The organism is Candidatus Accumulibacter propinquus, from assembly GCF_056856495.1.
This window is the reverse complement of record NZ_JBSEHC010000006.1, coordinates 37,129-57,329: the sequence shown is the minus strand read 5'-3', so window position 1 is coordinate 57,329 and position 20,201 is coordinate 37,129. Positions and strand designations below refer to the sequence as shown.

At 66.3% G+C, this 20,201-nt stretch carries 11 protein-coding genes; 3 read left to right on the top strand and 8 right to left on the bottom strand.

Going from position 1 to position 20,201, the window contains the following annotated elements; translation table 11 throughout:
- Positions 1–8: 8 nt before the first annotated feature.
- The 6 genes from AC15MQ_RS18720 to tcdA form a co-directional block, all read right to left on the bottom strand.
- Complete coding sequence (locus AC15MQ_RS18720; protein ID WP_483080961.1) at positions 9–9,248, bottom strand: SDR family NAD(P)-dependent oxidoreductase; 9,240 nt, start codon at positions 9,246–9,248, stop codon at positions 9–11.
- A complete protein-coding gene (asnB, locus tag AC15MQ_RS18715) occupies positions 9,248–11,221 on the bottom strand; it encodes an asparagine synthase (glutamine-hydrolyzing) (protein ID WP_483080960.1) in 1,974 nt (657 codons plus the stop codon). The genes AC15MQ_RS18720 and asnB overlap by 1 nt, the downstream gene beginning before the upstream one ends.
- A 40-nt stretch (positions 11,222–11,261) precedes the next feature.
- The gene (locus AC15MQ_RS18710) at positions 11,262–11,525 is read right to left on the bottom strand and encodes an acyl carrier protein (protein WP_483080959.1); all 264 of its coding nucleotides are present in this window, start codon (positions 11,523–11,525) and stop codon (positions 11,262–11,264) included.
- A gap of 11 nt (positions 11,526–11,536) precedes the next feature.
- Entirely contained in the window at positions 11,537–14,890 is a 3,354-nt protein-coding gene (gene fabD / locus AC15MQ_RS18705) for an ACP S-malonyltransferase (RefSeq protein ID WP_483080958.1), read from the bottom strand.
- Positions 14,891–14,903: 13 nt separating this feature from the next.
- Positions 14,904–15,608 carry an SDR family oxidoreductase gene (locus AC15MQ_RS18700; protein ID WP_287654864.1) on the bottom strand — a complete coding sequence of 235 codons (705 nt, stop codon included), beginning with the start codon at positions 15,606–15,608 and terminating at the stop codon, positions 14,904–14,906.
- Between the two features lie 148 nt (positions 15,609–15,756).
- Positions 15,757–16,629: a tRNA cyclic N6-threonylcarbamoyladenosine(37) synthase TcdA gene (gene tcdA / locus AC15MQ_RS18695; RefSeq protein ID WP_483080957.1), complete on the bottom strand. Its 873-nt coding sequence runs from the start codon at positions 16,627–16,629 to the stop codon at positions 15,757–15,759.
- Positions 16,630–16,710: 81 nt separating this feature from the next.
- Here tcdA and AC15MQ_RS18690 point away from each other — a divergent pair, with 81 nt between their 5' ends.
- Entirely contained in the window at positions 16,711–17,055 is a 345-nt protein-coding gene (locus tag AC15MQ_RS18690; RefSeq protein WP_287654866.1) for an FKBP-type peptidyl-prolyl cis-trans isomerase, read from the top strand.
- A 13-nt stretch (positions 17,056–17,068) separates the two neighbouring features.
- Positions 17,069–18,019: a pseudouridine synthase gene (locus AC15MQ_RS18685; RefSeq protein WP_483080956.1), complete on the top strand. Its 951-nt coding sequence runs from the start codon at positions 17,069–17,071 to the stop codon at positions 18,017–18,019.
- 37 nt (positions 18,020–18,056) lie between these two features.
- Here the strand turns inward: AC15MQ_RS18685 and AC15MQ_RS18680 are convergent, their stop codons facing one another.
- The gene (locus AC15MQ_RS18680; RefSeq protein ID WP_287667994.1) at positions 18,057–18,680 is read right to left on the bottom strand and encodes a 3'-5' exonuclease; all 624 of its coding nucleotides are present in this window, start codon (positions 18,678–18,680) and stop codon (positions 18,057–18,059) included.
- A 75-nt stretch (positions 18,681–18,755) separates the two neighbouring features.
- Here AC15MQ_RS18680 and AC15MQ_RS18675 point away from each other — a divergent pair, with 75 nt between their 5' ends.
- A complete protein-coding gene (locus AC15MQ_RS18675) occupies positions 18,756–18,923 on the top strand; it encodes a hypothetical protein (RefSeq protein ID WP_483080955.1) in 168 nt (55 codons plus the stop codon).
- On the opposite strand, the gene AC15MQ_RS18670 is transcribed toward AC15MQ_RS18675, so the two are convergent.
- The gene (locus AC15MQ_RS18670; protein ID WP_483080954.1) at positions 18,918–20,189 is read right to left on the bottom strand and encodes an MFS transporter; all 1,272 of its coding nucleotides are present in this window, start codon (positions 20,187–20,189) and stop codon (positions 18,918–18,920) included. The two genes, AC15MQ_RS18675 and AC15MQ_RS18670, sit on opposite strands and share 6 nt — an antisense overlap.
- Positions 20,190–20,201 lie beyond the last annotated feature (12 nt).

Genomic DNA, 20,201 nt, shown 5'->3' with positions numbered 1-20,201 from the left:
CCGTTCTCCTAGATTTGTTCCGACTGCCCGTAACCGGCGCGCCGCAAGGCATCGATCGCGGCATCGACACTGACCACGTCATCGAGCACTGCGTCCAGCAGGCGCGCGACATCGACCTCGGGGGCGACCGTCGGTATCCAGTAGCGATCCGGCGCGAAGGGATAGGTCGGCAGCGCGATGCGCCGCGGTTGTTGCCGGTAGAGACCGTCCCAAGCGATGTCGCAGCCGGCGATCCAGCGCTGCAGCAGTGCCTGCGGGTCGCCCTCCGCCGGCAGGGCCGGGCCGCCGTCGGGGCGCTTGACCGAGCCGCGCAACACCTGCGCGGCGTCGGCCCGGCCGTCGAGGAAGGCGCGCAGCCGGTGGCACAGTTCCTCCGGCGAGCCGGCCGCCAGCGCGAGCCGCTCCGACATCGGTTCGCGCCCGACCTGCAGCGTGTATGCGATCCGTTCGAGCAGATCGGCCGCGGGCGCGGCGCCCTCGATCCACCGGCACAGGTTCCCGACCACCGCGCGCAACCGCTCGTCGCTGCGCGCCGAGAGCACCACCAGCCACGGTCCCGGAGTGCCCGGCGGCGCGGTGGGCCGGAGCGGATATTCCTCGAGCACCACATGCGCGTTCGCGCCACCGAAACCGAAACTGCTGACGCCGGCGCGGCGCGGTGCCGGCGCCTCCCAGGCACACGCTGCGCTTACGATGTGGAAAGGGCTGCCCGCCAGATCGATGTACGGATTGAGGGGATCGCAGTGCAGGCTGGCCGGCAGCAGGCGGTGCCGCATCGCCAGCAGGACCTTGACCACGCCGGCAATCCCGGCCGCCGCTTCGAGGTGACCGATGTTCGATTTCACCGAACCCAGACCACAGCGCTGGCCGCTGGCGGCGCCGCCGCGTTCTGCGTGCAGCCTGGCGAAAGCGAGTTTCAGACCGTTGATCTCGACCGGATCGCCGAGGCTGGTGCCGGTGCCGTGTGTTTCGATGTAGCTGATACTGCAAGGATCGATGCCGCGCATGGCGCGCTCGACCAGTTCGGCCTGCGCCCTGGCATTCGGCGCGGTCAGCGAATGGGCACGGCCGCCGTGGTTTTCGGCACTGCCGAGGAGCACGCCGAGGATGGCATCGCCGTCGCGTTCGGCCTGAAGCAGCGGTTTGAGCACCAGCGCGGCCACGCCTTCGCCGCGCACATAGCCGTTGGCACGCGCCGAGAAGGTCTGGCACTGGCCGTCAGGGCTCAGCATGCCCGCCATGTGGGCACCGACGAAGGTGTCGGTGGTAAGCGCGACGTTGACCCCGCCGGCAATCGCCATGGCGCATTGGCCGCTGCGAATGCTCTCGACAGCGCGGTGCAGCGCCACCAGCGAACTTGAACAGGCGGTGTCGATGGCCTGGCTCGGGCCGTGCACGTCGAGGAAGAAGGAAACCCGGTTGGCCAGCATCGAGTGGGCGGTGCCGGTCGAGGTGTAGGCGTCGGCCGGCACCGCATGCGCCGCCAGCAGCGTCGCGTAGTCGGTCGCCGACACCCCGACGTAGACGCCGGTGCTGGCCGGCAGGGCGGCGGGACGGTAGCCGGCGTGTTCGAGCGCGCTCCACACCGTCTCCAGAAACAGCCGGTGTTGCGGGTCCATCAGTTCGGCTTCGGTGGGCGAGATATTGAAGAAGGCGGCGTCGAAGCGGTCGATGTCGTGCAGGATGCCTGCCCGCTTGGGAAAATCGGCCTGTCGCACCAGCTCCTGGTAGGCTTCGCCGTAGCGGCTCATCGGCAGCGGGCCAATGGCGTTGTACCCAGCTGCGAGCTGGTCCCAGAACGCATCAAGGTTGTCCGCGCCGGGAAATCTGCCGGCCGCGCCAACGATCGCGATCGGCAGACCGGGCCCGGCCGGGCTGCGCGCCAGCGCGCGACTGCCCGCCAGGCCAGCCGCCGCAACGCCTGGCGGTGCGGCGGCTGGCCGCTGCCGCAGATGCTTGCGTCGCCAGCGGTCCTGCAGTTTCAGGGGGTGCGCGCCCAGCATGTGCCCGACCAACTGCTCGGCGTTCTCGACCTCGAAGAACAGTGCCGGAGTCAGGCTGAGCCCGAACTCGACGCTGATCTTGCCGGCCAGTTCGGTCATCGAGATCGAATCGAAGCCGAAGTTGTAGAAGGGGGTGCGGGTGTCGATGTCGGCGAGCGGGAATTTCAGGATCGCCGACATGTGCGCGCGGATCTGCGCCACCAGATCGGCACGGATCAGTGCGCTTTCATCGTCAGGCACCGCCACCGTCACCACCGCGAGCGGCGTGGCGTCGGCGGCGGCGTTGCCGAAGCGGATACCGCCGATCCGGCCCAGGATTGTCGCGTCGCTGGCGAGCAGCTCGGCACGGCCACGCAAGCCGTGCAGCAGCACCTGCGTGACCTGGCCTGGCAGCAGCGCCAGTTCGCCGATGTCGAGCGGCGCATAACCCGCCCAGTCGCTGCGGCCTTCGCGCTTGGCCAGGTATTGCGCTACCTGCACCAGTGCGCCGAGCACGTACGGCTCGATGCGCACATTCGACGGGTAGTGGTGTTGCCGGAGCAGCGGTGCCTGCAGCGTGGCCAGGCAGGCGCCGCCGTCGAGCAGGGACAGTTGGTGCACGCCTTCGAGATAAGGCGCGTAGTCGAGACCGCCCTCCTGAAGTTCCCGGTAGAAGTCGGCGCCGTCGATGGTCTGCTGCGCTGCCGGCAGTTGCGCCGGCGCCGGCGACAGCAGCGCCGGCCGCAACTGCCATTCGGCCAGCAAGCGCGGCGCGTCGTCCGGCCCCTGCCAGGCGATCTGCGCCGCATGGGTGCCGTCGGTGGCTGCGGCAATGGCGATGTGCAGGGTAGCGACCGCTTCCCAGTCGCCGGCCTGATGCCACTTCAGGTCGGCCACCACGAACTCGCCCCTGACGCCGGCGATGCCGGCCAGTGCCAGCGCGGTGTCGATCACGAAACTCGGCAGGATCTGCCGACGCGTGCCGTGATGAAAAGCGTAGTCGAGCAGTTCACTGATCCGAAAGTCGGTTTCGTAGCGCACCGAGGCCAGGTCGGACACGTTGCGGCCGATGAAGGGGTGCCACTTGCGTTGCGAAGACAGGGGATTTTCCACCGTCGGGGCATCCGCATCGACGGCGTACCAGCAACGGATCTTTTCAAAGGGGCAGGTGGGCAGCGAGATGCGGTACGGCAGTTGCGTGCCCCACAGGCGATCCCAGTCGATCGCCGCACCGCGTACCCAGTAATCGGCGATGCGCTCCAGGCTGGCGGCGTCGAGCACGCGCTCGATGTCGGCGTCGTCGAATTCCTGATTGCCGGTGACGATATTGTCGCCATGGCAGAGCCCGTCCGCGACACCGTCGCGCGCGAAATCGGCCATTGCCCGCAACAGCGCCGCAGCGTCGGCGACGACCACGGCCAGGCGGCACGGCAAGGCGTTGCGGCCCACCTGCAGCGTATACGAGAGCGAGGCCAGGTCGCAGTCGGGATGCCGTTCCAGGTATCCGCGCAGACGTTCCAGGTAGCTCAGCAACAGGCTCCGGTTCCCGGCCGACACGACCACCAGGCGTGGCTGGCTTGGCAGGCGCGGCGCCAGGGTTGCGCTGTACTCTTCGACGATGATGTGCGAATTCATGCCGCCGGCACCGATGGAAGTGACACCGGCACGCCGCGGATAAACCTGGCCATCGACCTTCGGGCGCTCCCAGCCGGACAGCTCGCGCTGAACGTAGAACGGCGAATCGGCGAACGGAATGTCGGGGTTGAGTTCCTCGGCATGCAGCGAGGGCACGATCTGCCGGTGCTTGAGCTGCAGCAGCACCTTGGTGAATCCGGCCACCCCGGCGGCGGCCAGCAAGTGCGCGATATTCGATTTCACCGAACCGATCGGGCAGAACTGCCGCGCCTCGGTATACGAACGGTAGGCCTGGGTCAGGGCCTTGATCTCGATCGGGTCGCCGAGCTTGGTACCCGAACCGTGCCCTTCGACATAGCTGATGCTGCGCGGGTCGACGGCCGCATCGCGCAGCGCCTTGTCCACCGCCCGGGCCTGCATCGCCGGGCTGGGCACGGTAAAGCCGTTGCGCACGCCGGCATTGTTGATCGCCGTGCCCTTGATGACGCCGTAGATGTGGTCGCGGTCCCTGACCGCCTCGACCAGCGGCTTGAGCAGCACCGCGCCGACACCTTCGCCGAGAATGGTGCCGTCGGCGCCCTGGCCGTAGCTGCGGATCAACTCCGAAGTCCGGGTGGTGAAGTGCTCCTGAGAACTGGAGATGAAGTTGTAGGGATGCAGCAGCAGGTTGACGCCGCCCGCCAGCACCATCCGGCACTGCCGCGAACGCAGCATGTGCACGCCCTGGTCGATGCACGTGGCGGCGGCCGAGCACATGGTATCCATGAAGATCGATGGACCGGAAAACCCGTAGAAATAGGACAGCATGTTCGGCAGGGTGCCGGTGTAGCTGCCATTGGCACGCGCACCACGGACCAGCATGTTTTGAAAGCCGTACAGGCCGTAATGGTTGCTCATCGTCCCGACCAGCACCCCGACGTCGCCGTCGAAGCGCTGGTGCATCTGCTCGCGCGAATAGCCGGCGTCTTCGAAGGCTTCGACCCCGACCTGCAGGAACAGGCGCACCTCGGGTGACATCAGCTCGGCGTCGCGCTGCGAGATATTGAAGTAGCGCGGATCGAAGCGGTCGATATCGCTGAGGAAGCTGCCGTTGCGGATGGTCGTCTTGCCGAGGATGTCACGCTGGTCGTGGTAGATGCCGGCGTGCCGCCAGCGCTCGGACGGGATCTTCTCGAAGCAGTGCTGGCCGCTGCTGAGCACTTCCCAGAACTGCTCCATGGTCTCGGCGCGCGGATAACGGCCGGCCAGGCCGATGACGGCGATATCGTGATAATCCTGCGCATCGCCACTGTCGTGTCGCGTCGGCAACGACGCCACGAAGCGGTTCGCAATCCCCGCGGCCGGAGCCGGCCCGACGTCGGCCACAGCGGACTGCGGGTCCAGGCTGGCGACCAGAGCGGCCCGGTGTTCCTCGATCAGGTAACCGGCCACACCCTGCAGATCGACGTATTCGAAAAACAGGGTCTTGGGCAACGAGCCGAGCAATTCCTCCAGTTGCAGGATCATGTCTACGGCCATGATCGAATCGAAACCGTATTGCTCGAACTTTTCCTTCGGCCGGATCTTTTGCGGATCCAGTTTCAGCACCTTGCCGAGAATGGTCTTCAGCAGCGTCATCGTCCGCGCCTCCAGACCGGACACATCGACGGGCACCACTGCCGCCGCCGGAGCCGGGGGCTCCGATTCCGCGCGCAAGTCCCGGCGCAGCGCGTCGCCCTGGCCATAGGCCAGCGCAATCGCGCCGCCATGGCCGGATGCGAGGATTGCGGCAAGCGCGCTCAAACCGGATTCGGTCGGCAGCGGCAGCATGCCGCGGCGGCGCATCGCTGCGATGCCGGCGGCAGGCATGCGCATGCCACCGTCGGCCCACAAGGGCCAGTTGATGGCGATGGTGCGGCCACTGCACTGGCCGGCGCGCGCCCGATCCTGGCGCTGTTCGGCGTAGGCATCGAGGAAAGCGTTGGCGACGCTGTAGTCGACCTGACCGGCACCACCGTGGACTGCCGCCACCGAGGAGAACAGCAGCAGAAAGTCGAGCCCGATGTCGCGGGTGGCGTGGTCGATATGCTGCACGCCACTCACCTTCGGTGCGAACACGGCGGCCACCTGCCGTTCGCTCTTGTTGGCGATGAAGGCGTCGTCGAGCACGCCGGCGCAGTGGATGACGCCATTCAGCACGCCGTACTTGTCGATGATGGCGGCGACCACACGGCGCACGTCGGCGGCATCGCTGACGTCGGCTGCGAAGTAATCGACCGCGAGATCGTGGGCAGGCGCGCCGGAACGGCCGCTGAGTACCAGCCTGACGTCACCGGCCCGTGCCAGTTCGCGGGCGACGATCTGGCCCAGTCCACCGCCACCGCCGGTGATCCAGTAGACCCCGCCCTCCCTGAACACCGGGGTGGTCGGGGCAGCGACGGCCAGTTCGACCTGAAGCCGGACCTGGCGCCGCCCCTGCGGGTCGATACGCACATGCTGGCCGAAAGCACGGCTTTCGGCGCCGATCAGCTCGGCCAGTGGCCCGGCACGCATCGCCGCGAGGCCGGCCACGCGCATCAGTTTGCCGTCGATGCGCGAACTTTCCAGGCGTGCGGTCTTGAGCAGGGCAAGCAGCGGCGTCAGCAGGTGCCCCTGCTCGGTATCGGGGACGACGATGCACACCAGCGTCTTGCGATGCTCGCCGAGCCGCGTCTGCAGGTGCCGCAGCACGGCCAGGGTGGCCGCTTCCAGGCTGTCGGCGGCGAGCGGCAAAGCCTCGACATGCGCATCCCCCAGTTGTTCCCCGAGCGCGGCGATGCGCTGCGGGTCGGACAGCGCCACGAAGACGCTGAGCGTCTGCGCGGCGTCGATGTCGCCCGGCAGCCGCGGCTGATCCTGCCATTCGTTACGGCTGTACAGCAGCTCCGGCTCGGAGCGGGGCGTGGCCGTCGCGGTTTCCAGCCGGCGCAGCGCCAGGCCCGCCATGCGCACGCAGACCTGGCCTTGCCCGTCGCAGAGGTCGATGTCGAAGGTCGGCATCGGCGAAGCGCTGTCGCTGTAGCGCACCCAGGCCCACATCTGTAGCGTGCACGGAGCATCGACGCGCAGTTCGCGCAGCGCAAACGGCAGCGCCGGCCCCTCGCCGCGCAGCAGGGCCACGGTGGCCTGAATCGCCGAGTCGAGCAGGCTGGGGTGCAGGACGTACTCGGCCGCTGCCGGCGCGAGCCCGGCCGGCAGGCGCAGTTCGGCCAACACCTGGCGCTGACCGAGGTGCAGCGTTTGCAGGCCCTGCAAGCTGGCCCCGTGCTCGATGCCGGCAGCGCCGAGCATGCCATAGCAGGCGGCAGGAGTGACGCTGTCCGGGCATTCGGCCCGCAGGCGCGCCAGGTCGAGCGCGGCCGGCCTGGCGCTGTCGCCGCGGGTCACCCGACCCTGACTGTACACCTGCGATTGTTCGCCGCTGCCGCTGGAGGCCGCATAGGCGAGTTCTCCATCTGCCTGCGGCGTGAGGCTGAGCCGCAGATCGACCGGGCCGTCGGCGAGTACCAGCGGCCGCGTCCACACCACGTTCTTCAGCAGCAGCGGCTCGGCCTGCTCCAGCGCCAGGGTGAGCGCGGCGCGCACCATTTCCAGATAGACGACACCGGGCAGGACCATCTCCTGGGCCACGTGATGGTCGGCCAGAAAGAACTCGCGCCCGCTGAAACGGACGCTGTAGGCCTGTTCCCGAAGCGTCGAGATGTTCTGGTGCAGCAACGGATGCAGCCGCTCAACCTGCGCCACACCGACACCGCCGACAGGATCCGGGAACCAGTGGCGAACCCTGGCAAACGGATACGTCGGCAGGTGCAACTTGCGCGGCTTGCCGGCCGGATAGAACAGCTCCCATTCGATCGCCGCGCCATGCGCCCAGAATTCGCCGATCTTTGCCAACTGGCGGTCGGCGATCCACTGCCGGAGCAGGCTTCGGTAAGCGTCATCGTCGGTCAACAGGCTCACCAGCCGGCCCCCCTGGCTTGAGTTGCCACCCCAGCATGCGGCGATGGCCGGCTTGCCCGCCAGCCAGGCTTCGAGCTTGCCGACCAGTTCAGGGAGTTCGCTCACCGCGAACACGACACGCTCGGCCATCGCTTCGCGTCCCAGCTGCAGGGTGCAGGCGAGCGCTGCCAGCTCGACCGCAGGACGCGCCTGCAACTCCGCCGACAAGGCCTGCGCCAGAACGCGCAGGCGCTCCGGGTCGCGCGCCGACAGCGGCACCAGCACGGGTGCGTCGGCCGGCGCCGCGACGGTGACGGCCGGTGCGATGAACTCTTCCAACAGCACGTGCGCGTTGCTGCCGCCAAAGCCAAACGAACTCACGCCGGCGCGGCGGATGCCGTCCGGTTGCCAGGGGACGCTTTCGGCGACCACGTAGAACGGGCTGTCATCGAGCTTGATCATCGGATTCAAGCGCGTGAAATGGACGTTGGCCGGCAACGTCCGGTGCCGCATCGCGGCCACCACCTTGAGCATGCCGGCGACGCCGGCGGCGCCCTCGAGATGACCGATGTTGGTCTTTACCGAACCGATGCCGCAACTGGCCGGCCGCATCGCCGAGCCGAAGCGCTGGTGCAGTTCCTGGAACGCCAGTTTCAGTCCGAGGACCTCGACCGGGTCGCCGAGCGGGGTACCAGGCCCGTGTGCCTCGATATAGCTGACGCTGGCCGGGGGGACACCGGCGGCGGCATAGATCTGGGTGATCAGGCGTGCCTGCGCCCTGGGATTGGTGACCGTCAGGGAATTGGTGCGGCCGCCGTGATTGGTACCGATCCCCTTGATTACCGCGTGGATGCTGTCGCCATCGCGCAGCGCGCTGCGCAGCGACTTGAGCAGCAGCACCGCCCCGCCCTCGCCACGCACGTAACCGTCGGCACTGCCGTCGAAGGCCTTGCAGCGGCCGTCCCTGGACAACATGCCGTTCTTGCTGAAGGCGATGAAATGGTTGACCGACCAGCACAGGTTGACACCGCCGGCCAGCGCGGCCTCGACTTCGCCGTTCTGGATGGCGCGCACCGCCTGGTAGACCGACACCAGCGAACTGGCGCAGGCGGTGTCGTTGATGAGGCTCGGGCCAGCCAGGTCGAAGTAATGCGAGATGCGGTTGGCGATGATCGAATAGGCGGTACCGGTCGGGAAATAGGCATCGACCTTCTGCCCGGTCTGTTCGAACAGTTCGGCGTAGTCCCAGTGGCAGACGCCCATGTACACGCCGGTGTTGCTGCCGGCGAACTGGCTCGGACGGTAGCCGGCGTCCTCGATGGCCTGCCACGACAGTTCCATCGCGAAGCGCTGCTGGGGGTCCATGTTCTGCGCTTCGCGTGGCGAGATCCTGAAGAACTCGGCGTCGAAACAATCGGCATGCTCGACGAAGCCACCCCAGATGCTGTTGGTCTTGCCGTCGAACCGGCGCGGGTCGCCATAGTAATCGTCCTTCGACCAGCGCTGCGCCGGCACCTCGGTAATCGACGACTTTTGCTCGACCAGGTTGCTCCAGAACTGTTCCAGGGTGTCCGACTGCGGCAGGCGCAAAGCCAGGCCGATGATGGCCACGTCGTCGGGCGCGGCGTCGTTGCGCGGCGGCGGGGTGACCGGCTTGCGGAGGAAACTGAACATCAATGAACTCCACTTCTGCGGTCGATGGCCCGGACCAGTACCCGCTCAAGATTATTCACGGACACCGCCGGCGTGCCCTCCCGGCGCACGAACTGGCGATCAAGCAAGGCCACCGACAGCAGAAAGATGAAGGCCTGATTCTCGCGCGTGCTGATCGTGGCCGGCTCGCTGTTGAAGATCTTTCTGGTGAGGGCCTTGCAGAAGGCGGTGTCGAGAAAGGGGATGTTCTTCAGTTCGGCCTCGGACAGCAGCACTTCGAGGTAATCGGGGCGATGCCTCACGAAAGCGGCGCTGTCGGGCGCGCGGTACGGATGCTTGTGCTTGTTGATGATCGATGCCGGCAGCACCTGTGCGAAGGCCTGCTTGAGCAGGTACTTTTCGTTGCTGCCGTTGTCGAAGCGCAGGTTCACCGTCGCCGCCAGCCTGACCACCTGCGGGTCGAGGAAGGGGCAGCGATTCTCGACGCCGTGCGCCAGGCTCATGCGCTCGCCCTGCGTCGACAGCAGGTAACCCGCCAGCAGGGTCTTGAATTCCAGCCATTGCGCCTTTTCGATCGGCCCCATGCCGGCGAACTGGGCGTCTGCGCGCGTCAGTTGCAGCAAGGCGCCGAAGGGATCGGCCCGGTCCCGGAGCAGGCGGTTGGCGAAGCGGCCGTTCTGAAAACGGATTTCATGCGAAAACAGGCCCGGCAACTGCTCTTCGGAGAACTGCTGAAACAGCCCCAGCAATGGCGCCGCGTGCCCCTCGTCAAAATGGCGCAGGTACGGATACATGCGCGCAATCTGGCGCTTGCGCTCCTCGTTGTCGTAACTTTTCCAGGCCGTGCGCAGCAGCGTTTCCTTGAACAGGTCGTAGCCGAGGAAGGCCTCGTCAGCCCCCTCGCCGCTGAGCACCACCTTGATGCCTTTGGCGCGCACCGCTTGCGAGAGCAGGAACATCGGCACGAAGGCGCTGCGGAACGCCGGCATCTCGGCATGATAGAGCGCCGCCGGAAAGTTTTCGGCGATGTCTGCGTGGCCGATCGTGATCGCACTGTGCTCGGTACCGAGCCAGCGGCTGACCTCGCTCTGGTCATCCGACTCGTCAAAATACTTGTCTTCGAAGGCCACCGAAAAGGTGTGGATCTTGTGCGGCGACATCTGCGTGACGAGTTGGGTGATGATCGATGAGTCCAGCCCGCCGCTCAGGTAGACGCCCACCTCGACATCGCTGCGCAGGCGCAGGCGCACGCTGTCGGTCAGCGCCTGCCTGACCATCTCCACGGCTTGCGCTTCGCTGGCGACCGCCGGCCCGCGAGCAAAGTCGAGCCGCTCGTAGCAGCCTTCGCTGCGCTGACCCTCCTGGACGCGCAGAAAGCAGGCCATCGGCAACTGGCGGATACCCTTGAAGCCGCTCTGCGCCGGCAGCGGCGTCCACTGCGCGAAGATCGAGGACAGTTGCTGCGGGTCGGCGGCGAACTGGAAATCCCTGAACGCCAGGAAGGCCTTCATTTCCGACGCAAAGATCAAGGCCCCGGCGTGTTGCGCATAGAACAGCGGGCGCTTGCCGTAGCGGTCGCGCGCCAGCAGCAGACTGCCGGCAACATGGTCGTAGATGGCAAAGGCGAAGGCGCCGTTCAGGCGCGGCAGGCACTGCTCGCCCCAGTACAGCCAGGCCTGCAGCACAACTTCGGTGTCCGATTGGGTGCGGAACCGGCAGCCGTGACCTTCCAGTTCCCTGCGCAATTCCCGGTAGTTGTACAGCTCGCCGTTATAGCAGATCCAGTGCCGCTCGCCGGCATCGCTCAAGGGCTGCGTGCCGGAGGCGAGATCGATGATGCTGAGACGGACGGTACCCATCGCCAGGCGGTCGTCGACGTAATAACCCGCCTCGTCGGGGCCTCGATGCTGGATCAGCGCCAGCATCCTCTTGACCGCTTCGGCCGGCTCGACACCCTGCAGAGGCGCGCCGTAGATCCCGGATATCCCACACATCAGCTCTCCCCGATGCCCATATTCCTGGGCGATATCCCGCTTATGCGGCGCCTTCGCGGACACCCTGCGTCGCCATCCTGGCGCGCACCGATGCGATCAGATTGTCGTAGCTGACCAGGATGTTGCTCAGCAATTCTTCGTCCGCGAAGCGGACACCGAATTCACTGTCAAGAAACTGCATCAATTGCATGTAGCCGAAGGAATCGATCACGCCGGCCTTGAACAGGTCGGTCTCCGTCGTGATCTCTTCCCCGAACTCGAACATGAAGGTTTCTTCGATAAACCGCCGGATTTTCTCTTCCATCGTCTTCCTCGTCATTCCACGCAATCGGCCACGCGCCGGTCGATCGGCGGCGCGGCATCCTGCTCGAACAGCGCGCCAAAGCGCCGCATCAGCAGGCGCGCGGTGTCATCCATCAGTTTCAAGCCGATCTCGTCGGCATGCCGCCGGCGCCAGTTCTCCAGTGGCGTGCCCTTGACCCATTGGTTGAAGCCTCCCAGTGCCGGCCCGCAATGGATCTGAAAATCGACCTTGTGGTCGGCGTCACCCTGCAACGCCAGGCGATTGGCATGGCCGAAATACCAGCGGAAGATCAGTGCCATCTTCTTCTTCGGATGCTGATCCGCCACTGCAATCTGGGCGGCGTCATGATGGCGCCGACATTCCTCATAGACCTCGGCAAAGGAACGCTGGAAATACTTTTCCTGGATCATCCTGGCGGTTCCCTGATCGATCTGCTCGATCGAATCGACCGACCGGTACAACTCGTAGAGCCTGTTGGCGCGAACCGGGAAGAACAGGCCGCGTTTGAGCACCTGTACCCTGGCGCCGATCTCGAACATGTCGCCGGCCGGCGCGTAATCGGTGTCCTGCACCTGCATTTCCTGCAGCAGATCCTTGACCAGCTCGCTGGTACCCGCTTCGACCGTACACTGGTTGATCGAGCCGGTGAGGATGAAGTCGGCACCCAGCACGAAGGCCGCAGCCGCCGCTTCCGGGGTGCCGATGCCACCCGCGCAGCCGACGCGTATCGACTTGCGGTAGGCATGCGCGGCCATCGCCGCGTCGCGCTGGCGCTGGATCGCCGGCAGCAGCGTAGCGGCCACGCCGCGGTCGGTATGGCCACCGGAATCGGCCTCGACGCAAATGTCGTCGGCCATCGGCACCTGGGTCGACCATTCCGCCTGTTGCGCGCTGACCAGCCCCTGTTCGAGCAACCTGCGCACGATACGCTCGGGCGCCGGGTTGAGGAAGGCGGCGGCGATTTCCGGGCGTGACAGCTTGGCCATGATGCGATTGCGAGCCAGCACGCTGCCGTCGCCGGCACGTTCGAGGCCGCACAGGCGGTAGCGTACGAGGCCACTGGTCATCTGCAGATAGGCCGACGCCTCGACATTGCGCACGCCATGCTTGAGGAACAGCGCCACGTTGGCCTCCTCGTGCGAGCCGTTCAGCAGGTTCACCCCGTACGGCTGGCCCGGCTGCAGCGCCTGCTGGATCTGGACGATCGCCTGCTCGACCGCGCCGGGGGCAAGGCCGCCGCTGCCGAAGTAGGACAGCATGCCGGCGCGGCCCATGCGGATCACCATCGCCGCCGAGGCGATGCCATGCACCATGGCGCCAACGACATAGGCGTATTGCACCTGGTAGTCGGCCTTGAAATGCCGCGAACCGAGGCTGGCGGCGCTGATGCCGGCCTGGCGCGCAGGCGGCTCGAGCGTGCCCGGAGGTGCTGCGATCAGCGGCTCTGCGAGCACCCTGGCCGGCGACACGGCCGCCGGTGCCGGCACTGCCTCCAGCAGGGGCGCCGATTCCGCCCGGATTTTGGTGACCAGCCCGGTCAGCACCTTGCCGTAACCGCATTCCTTGAATTCCTCGACGCCCTGGCCCCACATGTAGCGGATCGACTCGACCCAGTTCACCGGCTGGGTGATCTGGCGCGCCAGCAGCGCCTTGGCGCTGTCGAGCGTGTACGGACGGGCGCTGACGTTCGAAATCACCGGCACCAGGGGTTCGGAGAAGACGAAGGGCGCCAGGAAGGCTTCGAACTCGCTCTGCGCAGCGGCCATCAGGCGCGAATGGAACGCGCCGCTGACCGTCAGCGGCATGACCATGCGGCAACCCGGCGTCGCTTCGAGCACTGGCCGCGCCTTCAGAACGTCTTCCCGAGCTCCGGAAATGACGATTTGCGACGGCGTGTTGAGGTTGGCCAGGTCGACCTGATCGAGACCGGCGGCCGCCAGGGAACGCCGTATCGCCTCCGCGTCGAGCCCGATCACCGCCGCCATGGCGCCGTCCCTGGCCTGCGACATCAGCTTTGCGCGGCGCTGCACCAGCTTCAGGCCGGTTTCGAAGTCGACCATGCCGGCCGCGAACAGCGCATCGTATTCGCCCAGGCTGTGGCCGGCCACGAAATCGGGGCCGCGCACCGCGCTGGCCCGCTCCGACAGATAGGTCAGGGCATTCACCACGTACAGGGCCGGCTGGGTGTACAGCGTCTGGTCCAGTTGCCGGCGCGGGTCGTCTACGCATAACTCGCGGATCGAATAGCCGAGGAGCGCGTCGGCCTGCCGGACCAGATCGGGAAACCGCTCGAACAGGCCTTGCCCCATGCCTTTTTTCTGGGCGCCCTGGCCCGGGAAGATATAGGCGATCATCTGCTGGCTCCTTGCGCCGGTGGCCGTCCCGACTGCGCCGGCCGCGAGTTGTTGCGTGACCTGCCTGAATCCCTCGCGGTCGTCGATGAAGGGCGACATGACCGTGAAGGTGCGGTGACCACCGCCATCGGGCAGATGCTGCCTGACGAAGCCGGCCAGCGTGCCGGCCGGTCCGATATCGACGAAGTCGAGGTCCCCGGACTCCGTTTTGAGCACGTGCTGCAGCGCCTCACGAAACAGGATGGGCTCGCGCCCGACCTTCCGGAAATGTTCATCGGACAGCGCCTCGACCCGCGCCCCGGTCCGGCAGGAAATGATCGGTACGCGCGGCGGAGCAAAGTCAAGCGATGCGCTGGCAAGGGGCACGGCCGCGCGGGCGGCGTCGATCGCCGGCGAGTGAAAGCCGTGCGAGATGGGTAGCTTGATGGCGCTGATGCCCAGCCCCTGCAGGTGGCGCAAGACAAGTTCAAGTTGCTCGCGGACGCCGGAAACCACGAAATGCCGGTCGTAGTTGATACCGGCCAGGGTGCTGCGCTGGTGCAGTACCGGGTCGCTGTCGTAGAGTGCCGGGTCGTGCAGTATGGTCAGCATCATGCCCGGCTGGCAGTGTCGTTCGACGGCATGCGCCTGCTCGATCAAGGCAGCCAGCATCGCCTCGGGCGCGACGGCCCCGGTCAGCGCCGCCGCCACGAATTCGCCCAGGCTGCTGCCAAGCAGGTAATCGGGGTGCACCCCGCGCGCCATCAGTGCCTGCGCAAGCGCGAACTCGACCATGAAGATTGCCGGGTGGGTATGCACGGTGCGCGAGAAGTCGCCACCCCGACCCCTGCCCTGGGTATACAGGATGCGCACGATGGAGTCGCCGAGGCTGAACTGCGCGGCTTCGTCGAGGCGATCCATCTGCTCCCTGAACACCGGCTCGCTGTCATACAGCAGGCGGCCCATCTGGAAGTACTGCGAGCCCTGCCCCGACATCAGAAACACTGTCTTCCGGGCGATCGTCGCAGACATGGTGTCGCCGCCCTCAGCAGGCGACGCCGCCGTCGACCACCATCACGCTGCCGGTAGTGTAGGCATTGCCGAACAGGTAGAGGTAGGCCTCGGCGATTTCCGCCGTGCCACCCAGGCGTGCCAGCGGCACGTACTGCACCAGCTTTTGCAACCGTTCGGGCTGCGCCGGATCGAGCGGCCGGGCGTCGACCAGCCCTGGCGATACGGTGTTGACGCGGATCGGCGCGAGTTCCACCGCCAGCACCCGCGCCAGCGCCTCGGTCGCGGCGTTCATCGCACTGACCACGGACATGCCGGGGGTGGCCCGGCGCGACGCGACGCCCGAAGTGAACACCATCGAACCGTCGGGTCGTAGCCATTCCGCGGCGTGCCGGGCCAGGCGATACTGACCCCAGAATTTGGTCTCGAAAGCGGCACGCACGGCGTTCAGGTCGCTGCTCAGGAAAGTGTCGTGCGGCAGCGCCGCCTTGATGATCATGGCCAGATGATCGAAGGACCCGACGCGCCGGAAAAAATCCCTCACCGACTGCTCGTCGCCGGCATCGACCCGATCGGCGCTGGCACCCGGCCCCAACCGGCACAGCGCCGCCTGCAGACTTTCCTGCGAGCGCGAAGCGATCAGCACTTTGGCGCCGGCGTCCAACGCCTTGCCAGCCACCGCAAAGCCGATGCCGGTGGCGCCGCCAACCACCACAATTTTCTTGTTTTTCAGCGCCATGCTTCAGCCGGATTTTGTCTGGGACGCATGGTGCCATGGATGGCCCGGCATTTCAATGAACAATCCCCACACGCCGGGCATGGCCGCGCACCGCACCGGTCGAATCGCGACAGTCCGGCCGCGCCGCGATCTTCCCGGTGCGCCCGCCCTATTCACCGGGCGGTCCACCTCCGGCGCCCTGCGGTGAACTGTCGGCCAGGTGCTTGAGGACCTCTCCGGCGGCCAGCAGCCCGAAGGGTGCGGTCACGCAGACCGCCGAACCGAAGCCGGCACAGCTCAGGCCAGTCAGCGTCCGCGGCGGCTCGCAGCTATCGCTGCGCTCCGGATGGCGCAGGGGTTCGCTGGAAAACACCGCCGGGATTCCGAACTTCTTCCTGGCTTCACGGGTAAACCCGTGCTCCTTGCGCAGGAGTGCGCGCACCTTGGCGAGCAGCGGATCCTGGATGGTGAACGCGAGGTCGGCGACCGCGATGCGCGTCGGGTCGATCTGGCCACCGGCACCCCCGGCGGTAATCAGCGGTACCGCGCAGCGCCGCGACCAGGCGATCATGGCGACCTTGCTGCGTACCTGGTCAATGGCGTCGATCAGGTAGTCGAAACCCCCTCCGAGAAGGCTGTCGACGTTCTCCGGCGTCACGAAATCGTCGATTTCCCTGACCTCACAATCGCGGTTGATGCTGCGGATGCGCTGCGCCATGGCACTGACCTTGGCTTTGCCGAATTCCCCGTCGACCGCATGCACCTGTCGGTTGACGTTCGATTCGACGATGATGTCCAGGTCGATCAGGGTGATCCGGCCGATCGCCGAACGCGCCAGGCCCTCGGCCGCCCACGAACCGACGCCGCCGACACCGACCACCGCCACATGCGCCTGCTGAAAACGCCGCAAGGCGTCGGCCCCGTAGAGGCGCGCGACGCCGGCGAAGCGGCGCCGGGGATCGATGCATTCCCGCAAGCCGTCGCCGTCGCTGGCGACCGGCGCGGTGACCTCGTGTCTGTCCATGGCGCTTGTCCTCGGCAAGTTTCGTAGAGTGTAATAGGAACTGGCAGAGAACCGGCATGCTGGGCTAAACTTCGCTCTTTTTGTTCAAGAGGATCTCCGATGCCCATCGTCACCACACCCAGCGGACTTCAGATCGAAGAAATCATTCTCGGCAGCGGTCCCACGGCCAGCGCTGGCCAACACGTGATCGTGCATTACACGGGCTGGCTGGCCGATGGCAAGAAATTCGACTCGAGCGTGGATCGCAACGAACCCTTCCGTTTTCCGCTCGACGGCAGACATGTCATTCCCGGCTGGGAAGAAGGAGTTCCCGGCATGAGCGTCGGCGGTGTCCGCAAACTTACCATTCCGCCCGAACTCGCTTACGGCGCGCGTGGCGCCGGCAAGATGATCCCGCCGCACGCCAAGCTGGTGTTCGAGATCGAGCTCCTCGATATTGCCTGATGATGTTTGATTGATGGCCGACGGGCCCCGCAAGCCCCCGCGCCCGCCCGCCGCGCAACCGCCGCAGCCCGTGAGCGATCGCCCGACGGTACGCGGCGGCGTGGCCAGGCACAAACCCACGGCAGAACTCGCCAAAGGCGACTCGCCGGGCCCGCCCCGAGGCGAACGTCGGAACATGGTGCGCGTGCCGGCCGCGGCTGCGACAACCGGCGCGGGGCCGGCGAGCAGCCCGGCACCGGTCGGCGTACGGATCTCCAAGCTGATGGCCGAGCGCGGTCTTTGTTCGCGTCGTGACGCCGACGCCTACATCACGCGCGGCTGGGTCTTCGTCGATGGGAAGCGGGTCAGCGAACTGGGAACCCGCGCCGATGCGGGCGCCGTCATCACCCTCGACCGACAAGCCCAGGCAAACCAGCAAAGCCGCCTGACCATCCTGCTGCACAAGCCGATGGGTTATGTCTCCGGGCAACCGGAACCGGGCTTTACGCCGGCGGTGACGTTGATCCAGCCGGAACGACAATACCGCACGCCGGACACGCCACTGTTTCATCCGGCCTGCCTGAAGGGACTGGCGCCCGCCGGCAGGCTGGATATTGATTCGACCGGCCTGCTGGTTCTGACCCAGGATGGGCGGGTGGCGCGGCAGCTGATCGGCGAGGACTCGGCAATCGACAAGGAATATCTGGTGCGCGTCGAAGGCCATCTGGACGCCAAAGGCCTCGCCCTCCTGAACCACGGCCTCAGCCTCGATGCGCGGCAACTGAAACCAGCCAGGGTCGAATGGCTCAATGACGATCAGCTCCGTTTCGTTCTCCGTGAAGGACGCAAACGGCAGATTCGGCGCATGTGCGAACTGGTCGGGCTGCGCGTCAGCGGCCTCAAGCGCGTCCGCATCGGCGCGGTCCGGCTCGGCGACCTGCCGCTCGGGCAATGGCGCTTCCTGCGCCCGGATGAAAGCTTCTGACGGCAATCGCGTGAGCGGCAGTGATTGCTTTTCCCGGCTATGCCGACGAGACGCTTCGCTTGAAGCTGCCGACACACTGGCCTAGGCCCTTGCAGGGCGCGGTCTGGATGCGCCGCATGAGTTCCAGCGGCACCTCCGGCAAAGCAAAGTCGTGCTGCAGCTTCTGCTCCATGCGCAGCCACAGCAAGGCGGTCATTTCAGCGTCGGCCAGCGCCCGGTGGTACTGCCCGACGGTTTCGATGCACAGGTGCCGGATCAGCGTTTGCAGGCGGTGATTCGGCGCTTCCGGATACACCCGGCGCGCCACTTTCAGCGAGCAGAGCCAAACGCTCGGACAAGCAGCGCCGATGCGGTCGAGTTCGGCGCCCAGAAAGCCGTGGTCGAAGGCCGCGTTATGGGCCACCAGCGGTCGCCCGGCGACGAAGTCCAGCAGCTCGTGCATCACCACCTCGGCCTTCGGCGCCCGGCTGATCATCGCGTTGCTGATGCCGGTCAATTGCTGGACGCAGGGCGGAATGCGGCGACCACCGTTCATCAGGCTCTGGAAGCGGTCGATGATCCCCGTTTCGTCGATCACCACCGCCGCCACTTCGGTGGCCCGGTCGCCCATCATCGCCGACAGCCCGGTGGTCTCGAAATCGATGATTACCCGCTCGCGCATGCCACCCCCACGTCTTGCCTGTCCGCAACTATACCCGCTCAATCCGGTGATGGAAACGGAACGCTGGTCGTCGCTGTGGCGACCGACTACGCGTACTGGAACGAAACCGCAGCCACTTTCGCACCACGCAAGGAACTCGGCGGCAAAAAGCTGCTCCTGCTCGTCGCCGGCAAGGTCAGCGCGCAGGCGCAACAAGATTTGGCAAAAGCCGACTGGACGGTGAAGAGCGGCTTGCACTCATGATTGCTCGCTGCTCGGGATACGCACCCACGCGAGAATGATTCCGCCGGCGATGAAGAACAGCGCCAGCGAAGCCATCGCCAGGCGCTGGCTGCCGGTCGCTGCGCTGACGCCGCCGAAGAAGAGCGGGCCGAGCGCCGCTGAAGTGCGCCCGACGAGCGCGTGAAAGCCGAAGTATTCGGACTCCCGCTCCTTCGGAATCATGGTCGTGAAGAGGCTGCGGAACAGGGTCTGCGTCGAACCGAGAACGAGCCCCAGCGACACGGCAATCAGGATCGCTCCAAGCCATCCCCGCGCCAGCGCCATCAGCGCCAGCGTCATCATCCACAGCGCGAGGGTGACGTAGATCGCGCCACGTTGTGACCACCGACCACCGAGCCAGCCGAAGAACATCGTCGACGGGATGGCGATCGCCTGAAACATGAGCGAGAGTTCCAGGACCTCCTGAACTTCGAGTCCGAAAGTCTTCTTCATCATCACCGCGGTAAAGAACATCACGGTGACGATGGCGTCGTTCACGAGGTAGTAGGCGAGGAGGAATTTCGGCACTTCGCGATTCTCGCGCCATTGCCTGACGGTGGCCCAGATGCGCCGGTACTGGGCAGTGAAACCGGTGTCGGCCTGGATGGGCGAAGCGCTCGGCAGCACGGCCACCGCGGGCAAACCGATCAGGAGCAGGAAAACGGCGCTGACGAGAAAGGCGTTGGCGAAGTTCGCCGCGTTGTCGGTGGTCATTCCAGCGCGTGTGAAAGGCAGGCACAACAGGAAACAGGCGATTCCACCGAGGTAGGAAAGCCCCCACGCCAACCCCGAAACGCGCGCCGCACTTTGCGGAGCAGTGATCAGCGGCAGGTACGAGTTGTACAAGCTGCTGCCGACCGTCGCGCCGACCTGGGCCACGACGAAGATCGCGACACCGGCCATGAGGTCGCCGCGGCCGACGTCCGTCAGCAGTGCGGTGGCGACGCCGCAGACCAGCGTCACAGTTGCCAGCAGCGATCGGCGGTGTCCGCCGGTATCGGCGACCGCACCGATCAACGGCGAAAGCAGGCCGGAGATGACGAGCGACAGGGCGATCGCCAGCGACCACAGCGCGTCGGCCTGGCCGGAATCGGTGGCGACGTATGCCGTGAAATAGATCGCATACGCGACGCCGGGAATCATCAGGCCGTAACCATGCAGCGCGACGTCGTAGAAGATCCACGCGGTGACGAAGCGCCGGCTCGTCGTTGCGGCGCCGGGCGGTGCTGCGAGCTGGCGTGTCTTCATCCACCCCAGGGG